The 12448-nt window shown below is 51.2% G+C and carries 14 protein-coding genes; 10 read left to right on the top strand and 4 right to left on the bottom strand.

What is annotated here, in order from left to right:
* The first annotated feature begins 76 nt into the window (after positions 1 to 76).
* From H8K47_RS01675 to H8K47_RS01665, 3 genes are all read left to right on the top strand, one after another.
* Positions 77 to 988, top strand: a complete 912-nt coding sequence (locus H8K47_RS01675) for an SPFH domain-containing protein (protein WP_186879701.1) — start codon at positions 77 to 79, stop codon at positions 986 to 988.
* A gap of 82 nt (positions 989 to 1070) precedes the next feature.
* The gene (locus H8K47_RS01670) at positions 1071 to 1352 is read left to right on the top strand and encodes a hypothetical protein (protein WP_186879700.1); all 282 of its coding nucleotides are present in this window, start codon (positions 1071 to 1073) and stop codon (positions 1350 to 1352) included.
* Positions 1353 to 1354: 2 nt separating this feature from the next.
* Positions 1355 to 1594 carry a type II toxin-antitoxin system antitoxin gene (locus tag H8K47_RS01665; RefSeq protein ID WP_186880001.1) on the top strand — a complete coding sequence of 80 codons (240 nt, stop codon included), beginning with the start codon at positions 1355 to 1357 and terminating at the stop codon, positions 1592 to 1594.
* Between the two features lie 9 nt (positions 1595 to 1603).
* Here the strand turns inward: H8K47_RS01665 and H8K47_RS01660 are convergent, their stop codons facing one another.
* From H8K47_RS01660 to uvrA, 3 genes are read right to left on the bottom strand one after another with little or no spacing between them, the layout of a single operon-like run.
* Positions 1604 to 2701, bottom strand: a complete 1098-nt coding sequence (locus H8K47_RS01660) for a patatin-like phospholipase family protein (RefSeq protein ID WP_186879699.1) — start codon at positions 2699 to 2701, stop codon at positions 1604 to 1606.
* Positions 2702 to 2751: 50 nt separating this feature from the next.
* Complete coding sequence (gene pth, locus H8K47_RS01655) at positions 2752 to 3327, bottom strand: aminoacyl-tRNA hydrolase (protein ID WP_186879698.1); 576 nt, start codon at positions 3325 to 3327, stop codon at positions 2752 to 2754.
* Between the two features lie 24 nt (positions 3328 to 3351).
* A complete protein-coding gene (uvrA, locus tag H8K47_RS01650; RefSeq protein WP_186879981.1) occupies positions 3352 to 6219 on the bottom strand; it encodes an excinuclease ABC subunit UvrA in 2868 nt (955 codons plus the stop codon).
* Between the two features lie 248 nt (positions 6220 to 6467).
* Here uvrA and H8K47_RS01645 point away from each other — a divergent pair, with 248 nt between their 5' ends.
* The 3 genes from H8K47_RS01645 (at position 6468) to H8K47_RS01635 (ending at position 9019) form a co-directional block, all read left to right on the top strand.
* The gene (locus H8K47_RS01645) at positions 6468 to 7652 is read left to right on the top strand and encodes an MFS transporter (protein ID WP_186879980.1); all 1185 of its coding nucleotides are present in this window, start codon (positions 6468 to 6470) and stop codon (positions 7650 to 7652) included.
* 75 nt (positions 7653 to 7727) lie between these two features.
* Positions 7728 to 8222, top strand: coding sequence for a single-stranded DNA-binding protein (ssb, locus tag H8K47_RS01640; RefSeq protein ID WP_186879697.1), 495 nt, complete (start codon positions 7728 to 7730; stop codon positions 8220 to 8222).
* 359 nt (positions 8223 to 8581) lie between these two features.
* Positions 8582 to 9019 carry a hypothetical protein gene (locus H8K47_RS01635; protein ID WP_186879696.1) on the top strand — a complete coding sequence of 146 codons (438 nt, stop codon included), beginning with the start codon at positions 8582 to 8584 and terminating at the stop codon, positions 9017 to 9019.
* A gap of 136 nt (positions 9020 to 9155) precedes the next feature.
* Here the strand turns inward: H8K47_RS01635 and H8K47_RS01630 are convergent, their stop codons facing one another.
* Positions 9156 to 9593, bottom strand: a complete 438-nt coding sequence (locus H8K47_RS01630; RefSeq protein WP_186879695.1) for a hypothetical protein — start codon at positions 9591 to 9593, stop codon at positions 9156 to 9158.
* Positions 9594 to 9692: 99 nt separating this feature from the next.
* On the opposite strand from H8K47_RS01630, the gene H8K47_RS01625 reads away from it, so the two are divergent.
* The 4 genes from H8K47_RS01625 to phnD all read left to right on the top strand — a co-directional run bounded on the left by H8K47_RS01625 (position 9693) and on the right by phnD (position 12271).
* Positions 9693 to 9836, top strand: coding sequence for a hypothetical protein (locus tag H8K47_RS01625; RefSeq protein WP_186879694.1), 144 nt, complete (start codon positions 9693 to 9695; stop codon positions 9834 to 9836).
* A gap of 10 nt (positions 9837 to 9846) precedes the next feature.
* Positions 9847 to 10254 (top strand): hypothetical protein, encoded by a 408-nt coding sequence (locus H8K47_RS01620; protein ID WP_186879693.1) that lies wholly within the window; start codon positions 9847 to 9849, stop codon positions 10252 to 10254.
* 350 nt (positions 10255 to 10604) lie between these two features.
* Positions 10605 to 11006: a lysozyme inhibitor LprI family protein gene (locus H8K47_RS01615; protein ID WP_186879692.1), complete on the top strand. Its 402-nt coding sequence runs from the start codon at positions 10605 to 10607 to the stop codon at positions 11004 to 11006.
* A gap of 281 nt (positions 11007 to 11287) precedes the next feature.
* Positions 11288 to 12271 carry a phosphate/phosphite/phosphonate ABC transporter substrate-binding protein gene (gene phnD / locus H8K47_RS01610; RefSeq protein WP_186879691.1) on the top strand — a complete coding sequence of 328 codons (984 nt, stop codon included), beginning with the start codon at positions 11288 to 11290 and terminating at the stop codon, positions 12269 to 12271.
* Positions 12272 to 12448 lie beyond the last annotated feature (177 nt).

Here is a 12448-nt window from a genome sequence, read left to right as displayed (position 1 = left end):
ACCCTTGCTAGCTGAACTAACTTCTACTAAAGTGATATCACTTTGATTTCAATGGTGAAGTCATTCAGGAGATAAAATGAAAACTGAACAACAAGTTATCGCAAAGGGTGTCACGCAGGAACGTCAGTTGCAGTCATCCGATGGCTATCTGGTCGTTGGTATCGCTGTATTGCTGATTGCTGCGGGCGTTTACAGTTTTGTGAGCATGCCTTTCGGTGTCGGGATCGCAGGCGTATTTGCGCGGGTTTTGCCTGTCGCGCTGGGTGCATTTTTATTTGCCGGGCTGTATATGTTGCAACCGAATGAGGCGGCACTGCTGTCCTTGTTTGGTAAATACAAGGGTACAGATCGCAGCGAAGGGCTGCGCTGGGTGAATCCGCTGTACAGCAAACGCAAGCTCAGTTTGCGTGCACGTACACTGAATACCGCACCGCTGAAGGTGAATGATAAACGCGGGAATCCGGTGGAAATCGGTGCTGCCATCGTCTGGCGGGTACGTGACAGTGCGCTGGCGATCTTCAATGTGGACGATTTCGAACGCTATGTGAATGTGCAGGCGGAAGCCGCATTGCGCCACATTGCTTCTCTGTATGCGTATGACGATGGTGAGGATTTAGCGGACGGTGAAACTACCTTGCGCGCCGGGATGGAAGTGGTTGCCAGCGCGATGCGGGCTGAGTTGCAAACCCGTTTCGCAGCAGCCGGGATCGATGTGGAAGATGCCAAACTGACCCATCTTGCTTACGCTGCAGAAATCGCACAAGTCATGCTGCGCCGGCAGCAGGCTGAAGCGATTATCAGTGCGCGTAAAAAAATCGTACATGGTGCAGTCAGTATGGTGGAAGCGGCTTTACAAGGCTTGTCTGAGCGTCAGATCGTGGAACTCGATGACGAGCGCAAAGCAGCGATGGTCAGTAATTTGCTGGTGGTGCTGTGCTCGGATAAAGAAACCCAGCCCGTGATCAATACCGGGACTTTGTATAATTGACGGATAGTCCGGTGCGGATGCTTAGCTCTGCGCCGGTATCTGTTTTTTTGTAACTGCGTTTTTTCTGATAAGCGAGTGCCTTATGCATGCCATCCTGACCAGGCTGTGTCTGTTTTTATTATTGAGTTGTGCGGTTGAACTGTTCATGGATGAACCTGGCCTGGGCTTTACCGGTTTGCACTTGGTGACAACGGGAGCGGTGGTGCAGGTATTGATGCCTGCCACGGGTGTGCCGGATGCTGCAGCCTGGCTGGCACGTTTTGGCAGCGCTGCACAGTTATGGAAACGTGCGCGTCAGATCATGCCGCGCTGGCATGCTGATCTGGGACAGCCGTCTTCATTTATTTCAGCATTTCAGAGATAGCGATGGCGAGTCCAGGCAAAAAATCCTTCCCATTGCGTATTGATCCGGCCTTGTGGACTGAGATAGAAAGGCTGGCCGCGCAGGAATTGCGCAGCGCGAATGCACAGGTCGAGTACATGCTGCGTCAGGCCTTGCAGCAACGCGGACTGGTACGCGACAAGCCCGCTGTCCAGTCGCGCAAGGCGGATGGTGCCGACGCAGACTTCGCAGATAAAGCGGATAAAACCAATAAAAAATCCTGAACAGTGCGCTCAGAACAAGCGTACCGCGCGCATATCCGGCTGTGCGATGAAGGCTGCCAGATCATCGCGCATACGCTGACTCTCGGCAATCGCGAGCCGCCACTGACTGATACGTTGCGCATGCTGCAGACCATAATAGGCAAAGTCTTTGCGATCCGGCAGTTTGGCGCGTGGCAGGCTGCGTATGAAATCGCGTGAAGGTGCCACCAGCACGACATTATCCAGCCAGGCCGCAAAATGGCCACGTGCAGCACGCCGCCATGGCAACGCCTTATCCAGCCAGCCCGGTATGATCTGATCGCTGAAATGCGGATACAGCACCAGTTCGCTGCGCGTGTTGCTCAGCAAGCGTGCGTAGGGAAACGCCAGGTGATAATCGATGATGCCACCATCCCAATAATAACCAGACGGCGCCTGTGCGACAGCACGGACTTCCTGCATGATCAGCGGCAGCGTGCCGGAAGCGAGCAGGGCGCTTTGCAGATTGGCGCTGCTGAGCGCACAAAACTGGCTGCTGAACGCGTCAAATGGTGTTTTCAGCCAATGCAGCGCATCGCGTGTATCGCTCATCACCACACGTTCCAGATGTTTCGCCAGATGTTCGCGACCACGCAGATTCGCCAGCGCCGCCGCGATAAAGCCAGCTTTGGCTGCTTTCATATTGGCCGGTGCGCTGAGGCCGCGCTGACCACGATTGATCAGGATATGCAGACGCTGGTAAGGGTGTTGCAGTATCTCCTGCTCATAGCCGCCGATGAAGCGCTGCAGCATGCCTTGAATCTCAGTCGTGACATATTCAGCGCTGGGTTTTTCCGGATAGGTCTGTTCGCAATACAAATCCGCTAGCCGTGCAAAGGCAGCAGCAGGATCAGCGCAGGCCGCAGCAGCCATACGCCAGGAGCCTATCGATGCGCCGATCAGGCTGCGTTCACGCGGTGTAGCGGCCAGCCAATCACCAAACAGCCATTGATCCATGGCTTGCAAAATCAGGCCTTTGGGGCCGCCGGCGGCTGCCGGAACGACCGCAATATCCGCTGCTTGCAGGCCATATTGCTGGATGTGGCGATAAGCAGTTTGTCCGGCAAAAATCTGGATAGAAGAGGACATGAGGACTCCGCTGGTGCTGCGTTGATACAGTGTTGATGCTGAGTTGATTTTTATTTTGCGCTGGTATGCAAACGCGTCATCGCTTCCGCGAATTCGCCAGCGACCATCAGCGGCAATACATCCATGCTTTTTGCAATCGCTTCATCGATCAGTGGCTGTTCTTCTTTGCGCGGACGATGCAGTACAAAATCTGCCACGCCCTGATTCAGATTCAGCGTGCGCGGGTGACCGATGCCGATACGCAGCCGCCAGTAATCCTGAGTGCCGAGCGCGGCGGTGATGTCTTTGAGTCCGTTATGGCCGCCGGACGAGCCGCCTTTTTTGAGCTTGGCGACACCGGGCAGCATATCCAGTTCATCATGCACCACCAGAATCTGATCCGGTGTGATTTTATAAAAACGGCAGATCGCACCGACCGACTGGCCGGAACGGTTCATAAAAGTCTGGGGTTGCAGTAGCCAGACTTCCTGACCGGCGATACGGGTTTTTCCCACCAGCGCATTAAAATTTTTGTCACGCTGCAGGCTGACCGGAAACTGATCCAGCAGCCAGAAGCCTGCGTTGTGACGGGTTTGTTCATACTCCGGCCCAGGATTACCAAGGCCGACGATCAGACGGATAGACATACAAATTTAAGATAAATATAAAGCTTATTTTTTGTGTTTTTTCAGCAGTGGCAGCAGGTATTTGCCCGTCACGCTGTCGGGGTTGGCCGCCACTTGTTCCGGTGTGCCGGTGGCGATAATTCGGCCGCCACCCGCACCGCCTTCTGGTCCCAGATCAATCAGCCAGTCGGCGGTCTTGATCACATCCAGATTGTGTTCGATGATGACCAGCGTATTGCCCTGATCACGCAGGCGGTGTATGACTTTGAGCAGCAGCGCAATATCGTGGAAGTGCAGACCGGTGGTCGGCTCATCCAGGATATACAAGGTGCGGCCGGTATCACGCTTGGATAATTCCAGCGACAGCTTCACCCTTTGTGCCTCACCACCGGACAAGGTGGTGGCGCTCTGACCCAAACGGATATAACCCAGGCCGACATCCAGCAAGGTCTGCAGCTTACGTGCGATCACCGGCACCGGTTTGAAGAATTCGTGCGCATCCTCGACCGTCATTTCCAGCACTTCGTGGATATTCTTGCCCTTGTACTGAACTTCCAGCGTCTCCCGGTTATAGCGTTTTCCATGGCAGACATCGCAGGGAACGTAGACATCCGGCAGGAAGTGCATTTCGACTTTGATCACGCCATCGCCCTGACAGGCTTCGCAGCGGCCGCCTTTCACATTGAACGAGAAGCGGCCAGCGCTGTAGCCACGTTCTTTAGCGGTCGGTACCGTAGAAAACAAATCGCGGATAGGCGTGAATAAGCCGGTATAGGTGGCTGGGTTTGAGCGCGGTGTGCGGCCTATCGGTGCCTGATCGACAGAAATCACTTTATCAAAATGCTCAAGTCCGCTCACATGATCAAACGCAGCAGGCTCAGTCTGCGAACCATATAAATGGCGGGCCGCCACATGGTAGAGCGTGTCATTCACCAGCGTGGATTTGCCCGAGCCGGATACCCCGGTCACGCAAGTCAGCAAACCGACCGGCAGTGTCATATCCTGATTTTTCAGATTATTGCCACGCGCACCCGCAATCAGCAATTGCTTATCGGGATCGGCGGCGGTACGTTGCTTCGGTACGCTGATTTCCAGTTCGCCGCTCAGATACTTTGCTGTCAGCGAGCGCGGATTCTGCATAATGTCATCCAGCGCGCCCTGGGCGATCACTTCACCGCCATGTACGCCAGCGCCTATGCCCATATCGACGACGAAGTCGGCGCAGCGTATCGCATCTTCGTCATGCTCGACCACCAGCACGCTGTTGCCGATATCGCGCAAATGCTTGAGCGTGTCGATCAACCTGTCGTTATCACGCTGATGCAGACCGATAGATGGTTCATCCAGTACATACATCACACCGGTCAGGCCTGAGCCGATTTGTGAAGCGAGGCGGATACGCTGTGCTTCGCCACCCGACAGGGTATCGGCACTGCGTTCCAGCGACAGGTAATCGAGCCCTACGTTATTGAGGAAAGTCAGGCGCGCCGTGATTTCTTTGATGATGCGGTCGGCAATATCGCGTTTCGCGCCATGCAATTGCAAATGCTCGAAGAAATGCAGGGTTTCACGCAGCGGCATCGCGCTGATATCAAATATCGCTTTTTCCTGCGTGCCAGTGCCTACCTTGACATAGCGTGCTTCTATGCGAAGACGTGCGCCATCGCAGGATGGGCAGGTTTTTTCATTAATGAATTTCGCCAGCTCTTCTTTGACCGCCATTGAATCGGTTTCGCGGTAACGGCGCTGCAGATTCGTGACAACACCTTCAAAGCTGTGCTCCTTAACGACGGTACGGCCTTTTTCATTGATGTAGGTGAACGGAATTTGCTGCTTACCCGAACCATACAGAATGACTTGCTGTGCAGATTCCGGCAATTGCTCAAAGGGCGTATCGATATCGAATTCATAGAAGGCTGCCAGGTTCGACAGCATCTGGAAGTAAAACTGATTGCGGCGATCCCAGCCTTTGACCGCACCACTGGCCAGTGACAAATTAGGAAAGGCGACGATACGTTTCGGATCAAAGAATTCAATATGACCAAGTCCGTCACATTCCGGACAGGCACCCATAGGATTATTGAACGAGAACAGACGTGGCTCCAGCTCCTGCAGCGAATAGCCGCACACCGGGCAGGCAAATTTATTTGAAAACAGCTGCTCATGGCCGCTGTCCATATTTACCACCAGTGCCCGGCCATTCGCAATGCGCAGACAGGTTTCAAAGGATTCTGCCAGTCGCTGTTTGATATCCTCACGTACTTTGACGCGATCCACCACCACATCGATGGTATGCTTTTCAGTCTTTTTCAGTTTAGGCAAATCGTCTGCTTCAACGATGCGCGCTTCCTGGGTGCCGCTCTGTACACGGAAGCGTACGAAACCCTGAGCCTGCATCTGTTCAAACAGATCCACATGTTCGCCTTTGCGGTTAGACACGACCGGCGCCAGTATCATCAGCTTACTGTCTTCCGGCATGGCCAGTACCGCATCCACCATTTGCGACACCGATTGCGCTGCCAGCGGGTTTTCCGGATGATCCGGGCAATACGGCGTGCCTACCCGTGCGTACAGCAGACGCAGATAGTCGTGGATTTCAGTGACGGTGCCAACGGTAGAGCGCGGATTATGCGAGGTCGCCTTCTGTTCGATAGAAATCGCCGGTGACAGGCCTTCAATCAGATCCACATCCGGTTTTTCCATCAGTTGCAGGAACTGACGCGCATAGGCCGATAAAGATTCGACATAACGGCGCTGTCCTTCCGCATACAAGGTATCAAAGGCCAGCGAGGATTTGCCTGAGCCGGACAAACCGGTGATCACCACCAGCTTATTACGTGGCAGGTCGAGATTGATGTTTTTCAGATTATGGGTACGTGCGCCTCTGACGCGTATCAACTCGCGTTTTTGCATACGTGCTATATCATCGGCGTCGAATTCGATTTCGGCGGGTTTGGGTGCTTTTGCGGCTTTTGATCGTGTCGTCATGGTATCAACTGAATTTTGGCGGAGGCAAGCAACCTGCTACTATAACGGGTTTTTCAAATTTACCGCGGGCTGATCTTTGATTTCCGCACTCCAGGCCACACACCAGCGTTATACATATGACTATTGCAACAGATTTCGACCACGCCAGGCAGCCAGAGGCGGAACCAGCGGGCATGAGTCGCAGCGAGCTGCGCGCCAGTGCCTCACTGGCATCCGTATTCGCTTTGCGCATGCTGGGCTTGTTCATGCTGTCGCCGGTATTTGCGATTTATGCTAAGAGCCTGAGCGGCGGTAATAATGCACTGATGGTTGGGCTGGCGCTGGGTATGTTCAGCCTGGTACAGGCGTTTTGCCAGATTCCTTTTGGCATGGCTTCTGACCGTTTTGGCCGTAAGCCTGTGATCGTGACGGGACTGATCCTGTTTATCGTCGGAGCCATTATCTGCGCTGCCTCGACCAGCCTGAGCGGCATCATGCTGGGACGCGGCATACAAGGGCTGGGCGCGATCTCGGCCGCCATTACCGCCATGATCGCGGATACCACACGCGAAGAACACCGTACCAAGGCGATGGCCATGGTGGGCGGCTCCATCGGCCTGAGCTTTGCGCTGGCCATGGTGATTTCCCCGGTGCTGTTTGAAAGCATAGGCATGCCCGGCATGTTTGCCATGATCGCCGTGATGGGTGTGGCAGCCATCGCTGTGGTGTTGCGCGTGACGCCGGATGCGCCGCCGCAGCAGCACGCGCCGGTAGCGTTTTCGGTGGTGCTCACGAATAAAGAATTAATGCGTCTGAATCTGGGCGTGTTTGTTTTGCATTTTGCGCAGATGGCGATGTTTGTCGTGGTGCCGGGTGCGCTGGTACAGGTGGCTGGCATGCCGGTCGCGAGTCACTGGAAAATCTATCTGCCGGTGATGCTGGTCTCGTTTGTTGCCATGTTGCCCGCTATTTTTGTGGGCGAAAAATATGGAAAAATGAAGCAGGTATTCATCGGTGCCATCGCGCTATTGCTGGTGGTGCAAATCGGCTTCTGGCAATTGCTGCAGCAACCGCTGGCGCTGGTCGCCTTGCTGTTCGCGTTTTTTATGGCCTTTAACACACTGGAAGCCAGTCAGCCTTCGCTGGTGTCACGCATCGCACCGCCCGCCGCCAAAGGCGCGGCGCTGGGTGTGTATAACACCTTGCAGGCCTTCGGCATTGCCTGTGGCGCTGCAGCCGGTGGCTGGCTGACTCAGTCGGCCGGTGGTGCAGCAATCTTCGCGCTCTGTGCGGTATTAACGCTTATCTGGCTTATAATCGCAGTCAACATGCCGGAAGTAGCGCGCCGTGCAGGCAAGAACAAGCCCGAAGCAACTTGATTGCTATCGATTCAACTGGAAATTGACGGCACAATTCGGGAAAATACAGGAAGTAATAGGAAATCAGGAGAAAATATGGCATCTGTGAATAAAGTGATTATCGTCGGCAATTTGGGCCGCGATCCGGAAACCCGTTATATGCCTAACGGTGATGCCATGACCAGCATTACTGTGGCGACCACCGATACGTGGAAAGACAAAGCGACAGGCGAAAAGAAAGAACAGACCGAATGGCACCGCATTACCTTCTTCGGTAAGCTGGCTGAAATCGCTGGCCAGTACCTCAAAAAAGGTTCCCAGGTCTACGTCGAAGGTTCCCTGCGTACCCGCAAATACACCGATAAAGACGGCGTAGAAAAGTATGCAACTGACATCAAAGCAGATTCCATGCAGATGTTAGGCAGCCGCCAGGGTATGGGCGGCGGCATGGGTGGCGGCGCAGGCATGGACGACGGCTACGGCGCACCGGCGGCCCCAGCCCAACGCCCGGCAGCCCCGGCCCAACGCCCAGCCCCGGTATCCCGCCCAGCCCCGAATTTCTCGGATATGGATGACGATATTCCGTTTTAGTTTCTACCTGCGATGTAAAATGTAAAATTTCAATTTAAGGCCTTGATTTATCAAGGCCTTTTTATTTTTCAACACAAAATAAGTGTAAATATTTTTTGTAAAATATTTGCTAATGTAATACCTTAATAAGTGTAAGATTTTTGCTTTAACAACGATTTGTTTTGTTTTAGGTACTCCATCCGACCTGGCTGCGCCATTCCAAAATGGACATATATCCATTGGACCAATCACTATTGACGTATATGCTGACAGCAATGGGAAAATTGTCGGAGGCGGTATTGGAATTGATTCCGGATTTGGCGCAGGCGCTACGAAGACCAATACAACACTTTACCTAACCTGCTGTAAGCAAAAGGCACATGGGCAAAAATAGATACTGGCGAATACGCTTAGCCATGGTTTTATTTTTTTTAATTTTGATGCCATTGAAATATGCCATTCTTTCTGTCGGTGGAACTGAAACCATCGGTAAGGTCACCTTATTAAGCACGTCATGTGATAACGGCAGTCCAATAAAACCTAAACCTCGCGTAACTGCTGCAATTTGGGTTGGTGATATGAAACACGAAGTCTCAGGTGGTGGCGGAGATGGCATTCCAGAATTTTGCAACATAAAAATTGGGGGTACGTTAAAGGTGACGTATTTTGATATGCCGAAAGTCAACTATACATTAGCGACAATCGGGAATCCAAAAGAGATTTTTCTAACGTTTTTCGGTTGCGGAATTTTTTTGAATATAGTCGGTAATTTATTGTTGGTACTCTTGAAATGGGATGCTGCAAGGCGTCTTAAATAGGTCGACCTTTTGAGCTCTGTGCCTACGAGGTACTGACATTCTCTGTTAGTTCGTACCTGCGATGTAAAGTAATACGTTTTATGTTGGCACTATCAAGGGCGCTGGGCGTATTTGCCAGTAGACATATTGATACCTATTAGAGGGGCACTACAGCTAAGCTATACAGTACCCAACCTCCGATTTCGGCTGCTGCCCGCTCAATGCAAGGTATTGCCCCTCTTTGCCTGCCGTAAAACCGCGTCGACACAATTCGTGCACCATGCGGGCAGCTATAAGCCCCTTTGCGTTCGGCGGGGATGGCACGAATAATGGCCAGCATTTGGGTGTCCATCAGCCGTTTGCGCGCAGGTGTGCCACCGTGCTTACAGGTGCGATAACCGCTTGGGTTGACGTTCAGCACGCTACACATTTCGGTCAGCGCATAAGTTTTGCGGTTAACGTCTATCCAAGCGTGCTTCACAGAATATCCTTGGTAAAGTACGCCGCCGCCTTTTTTATAATTTCGTTCTCCCGCTTTAGCCGCGGCGTGACATGCTCGCAGTCGCGAAAGTTCCATGGCTTCTGGTGTCACCACCTTGTTGCCAGCACCTTTGTAAGCACCCGGTAATGTCACCTTGAACCCAAGCCGCTAAACGCGGATTATCATGTCCACGTAACTAGTGGACATGTGTACATGAACGATGAATTCGATACGCCGCGTGTGCGGCGTCGGCGTCACAGCGCCGAATTCAAAAATCAAGTGATCAACGCCTGCCTGCAGCCTGAGCAGGTCAGCCCTTCGAAAATTGAAATGATGTCTATGAATTACATACATTAGGAGAATTTGTATGAATAACTTTCAAAAAATTACAAATCCGTTTGTAGCTTTTTTAATGTTCGGAGGGGTTTTGGTATTGATGTCAATTTCTGAAATCTATGGGCGTGCAAGCGTTGAAATTGCTGGTGTGGTAATCAACCGAGAAGTAGTTTGTCAGCAGCCTAGTAACAATCGCTGCGTTACTAACTATCTTATCAAAAACAACTCGGTAGAGCGCCAATTCATTTATTCCGCTGGACCTACAGATCAATCCTTGCCCCGTAATCTGCTTGTTGGAACAGAATTGAAAAAGGAGAAATGGAAGCTTCAATTTGAAGTGGATGGAAAGATTATCAATGACTTTCCAATTGATTTTTATGTAGGTTTATTTGTGATCGGTGTTGGTGGAATTATTATTTGGTTTGTAAAAAACAAATAATACAATACTGAGGTTCCCTAGATATTTCGTCTGCCATTAGATGAATGTCATGCGGCGCGCGTCTTCTGATCTCAATTATGATATCAACGGAGGAGGTGTAAGCCTCCCGTAAAATTCAGCTATACATAGCCAGAATTGTTGTGGAAATATTGACATTTACCTGTGTCGATAATGAAAAACAATTATGGATTAATTTGTATTATTGTATATATTTAAATGCCTCAATATTGATGCGTGAAAAAAAGCTCATTCCGTTACTGCGCAAATCGAACTCAGAAAATTGAATTTCAACATAACTTCAGCCACAAATTCCCTCTCTGCAAATGAAAAAATCAACATTAGCAAAGTCTGTGTTTGCCACCGTTTTTGCCTTGCTTGCTCACACAGCGTGGTCAGCGCAAGATGTGGCGGTATGTGCAAATAGCAAAAATACGGTGGAGCTCACAGCGTGTATGAATGGGCAGCTTGAGTTGAAGATTGCGAAGTTTCAGAAATATTATCTGGCTGCGCAGAAGCAGGACAGTGTGGTCTGGGGCAGCGCTACAGCCTTAATCAAAACGCAGGAAGTCTGGGAAACCTATCTGCGTCAGCATTGTGATTCTCTGTATCGCCGCGAGCAGGGCAGTGCGCGCTTTGTTGAGACCGCTGCTTGTCAGTTACGGCTGTACGATGCGCGTATCAAGGAGATCTGGATTTCGCATCTGACTTATCACGATGCGACGCCGCCGGTGCTGCCCGATCCTCAACCATAAAGTCTGCGCGATTGCGTAACTTGCCCTAAAGACTGGTAGGGAGTTGGGAGGGTTTACGTTTCCATTAAATTTGCTGCAGCGCAATAAATGCTATAATCCAGCCACAAAGCCATGAGCGCAGACAGGATGTTTTCATATCACCTCTAATATCTGGACTGTCGCAATCCAATTTGCAATATCTAAGTCGTGGCGAAGTCACGGCTGCTTTCTCGTCTGTTGTTCTGTATTAGCGAGGCGGCCATAAGCTGTGCGCTCTCAATCCATTTCTCAGTGAGTCTACTATGTCTATCAAAAAATTCGGCCTGGCCCTGATGCTGAGCCAGACCTTGTTGTCAGTCGCGGTGGCGGCAGAAAAATTAACCGTGGGCTTGATTGCACCGACCAATCCTGAAGATACCCGCAAGCGTTGGCAGCCTTTGCTGGATGATCTGGCCAAGAGCACAGGCATGGAAGTGCAGGCGTTGGTATCGGCTAATTACAGGGACATACTGGACGGCTTTAAAAATAATACGGTACAGGTGGCCTGGCTCAGCAGCAAAGTGGCACTCGAAGCGGTAGAGGGTGGTAAAGCCAGTGTATTTGCGCAAATGATTAAATCGGATGGTTCGCGTGGTTATACCTCGGTACTGATCGTTCCAGCTGCCAGCCCTCTCCTGAACTTTGATCAGATTACCGCTAAGCCCGGTACTTACCGCTTCGCTGACGGTGATCCGAATTCGACTTCGGGTTATCTGGTACCTGCGTATTACCTGTTCTCGAAAAACAAGGTTGAACCGGCCAAAGTGTTTAAACAAGTGATTGTTGGAAATCATCAGGCCAACCTGGCTTCTATTTTACGTGGCGAAGTGGATGTGGCGACGTTTAATTCGGAAGAAATGGACAGGCTGAAGAAAGAAGCACCGGATCAGTTGAATAAAATACGCGCAATCTGGACCTCGCCATTGGTACCGAATGACCCGATTTTGTATAGAAAAGACATGTCGGCGGGCACAAAAAACCGTATTGAAGATTTCTTCATCAATTATGGCAAGGGTAAGAATCCTGCTCAGCGCGAGACGCTGAAGAATATTTTGAATCTGTCTGGCTTTCAGCGCTCCAATGACGCGCAGTTAAAACCGATTGCAGATCTGGCGTTGTTTAGTATTTTGCGTACCAATATGAACGATACGACGCTGACTAATGAGCAAAAACAAAAGAAATTTGACGAGGTCAGTGCACGTTTCGGTAAGCTCAGCTTTATTCTGGAGTCTGCCCGCCTGAATTGATCCAGGGTTTCAGTGTTTGTATTTCTCTCGTGAAAAATAGCCAGTCCGAATGAACTGCACCCCAAAAGTTGGACACCCGTCCATACTTTTGGGGTGTTTTCATGAGTAAATATACAAAGCAATTCAAAGTACAGGTTGTTGAGTACTATCTGCAGGAGAACGCTGGCTGCGCTCTGG

The sequence above is a fragment of the Cognatundibacterium rugosum genome (genome assembly GCF_014284365.1).
In the GTDB taxonomy this organism is placed as follows: domain Bacteria; phylum Pseudomonadota; class Gammaproteobacteria; order Burkholderiales; family Burkholderiaceae_D; genus Undibacterium; species Undibacterium rugosum.
This window is presented reverse-complemented; position numbering and strand designations above follow the sequence as displayed.

What these genes read in the sequence shown, in the direction of transcription:
- H8K47_RS01675 (WP_186879701.1), top strand. Translation starts at nt 77, where the DNA reads ATGAAAACTGAACAACAAGTTATCGCAAAGGGTGTCACGCAGGAACGT.
- H8K47_RS01670 (WP_186879700.1), top strand. Translation starts at nt 1,071, where the DNA reads ATGCATGCCATCCTGACCAGGCTGTGTCTGTTTTTATTATTGAGTTGT.
- H8K47_RS01665 (WP_186880001.1), top strand. Translation starts at nt 1,355, where the DNA reads ATGGCGAGTCCAGGCAAAAAATCCTTCCCATTGCGTATTGATCCGGCC.
- H8K47_RS01660 (WP_186879699.1), bottom strand. Translation starts at nt 2,701, where the DNA reads ATGTCCTCTTCTATCCAGATTTTTGCCGGACAAACTGCTTATCGCCAC.
- pth (WP_186879698.1), bottom strand. Translation starts at nt 3,327, where the DNA reads ATGTCTATCCGTCTGATCGTCGGCCTTGGTAATCCTGGGCCGGAGTAT.
- uvrA (WP_186879981.1), bottom strand. Translation starts at nt 6,219, where the DNA reads ATGCAAAAACGCGAGTTGATACGCGTCAGAGGCGCACGTACCCATAAT.
- H8K47_RS01645 (WP_186879980.1), top strand. Translation starts at nt 6,468, where the DNA reads ATGAGTCGCAGCGAGCTGCGCGCCAGTGCCTCACTGGCATCCGTATTC.
- ssb (WP_186879697.1), top strand. Translation starts at nt 7,728, where the DNA reads ATGGCATCTGTGAATAAAGTGATTATCGTCGGCAATTTGGGCCGCGAT.
- H8K47_RS01635 (WP_186879696.1), top strand. Translation starts at nt 8,582, where the DNA reads ATGGGCAAAAATAGATACTGGCGAATACGCTTAGCCATGGTTTTATTT.
- H8K47_RS01625 (WP_186879694.1), top strand. Translation starts at nt 9,693, where the DNA reads ATGAACGATGAATTCGATACGCCGCGTGTGCGGCGTCGGCGTCACAGC.
- H8K47_RS01620 (WP_186879693.1), top strand. Translation starts at nt 9,847, where the DNA reads ATGAATAACTTTCAAAAAATTACAAATCCGTTTGTAGCTTTTTTAATG.
- phnD (WP_186879691.1), top strand. Translation starts at nt 11,288, where the DNA reads ATGTCTATCAAAAAATTCGGCCTGGCCCTGATGCTGAGCCAGACCTTG.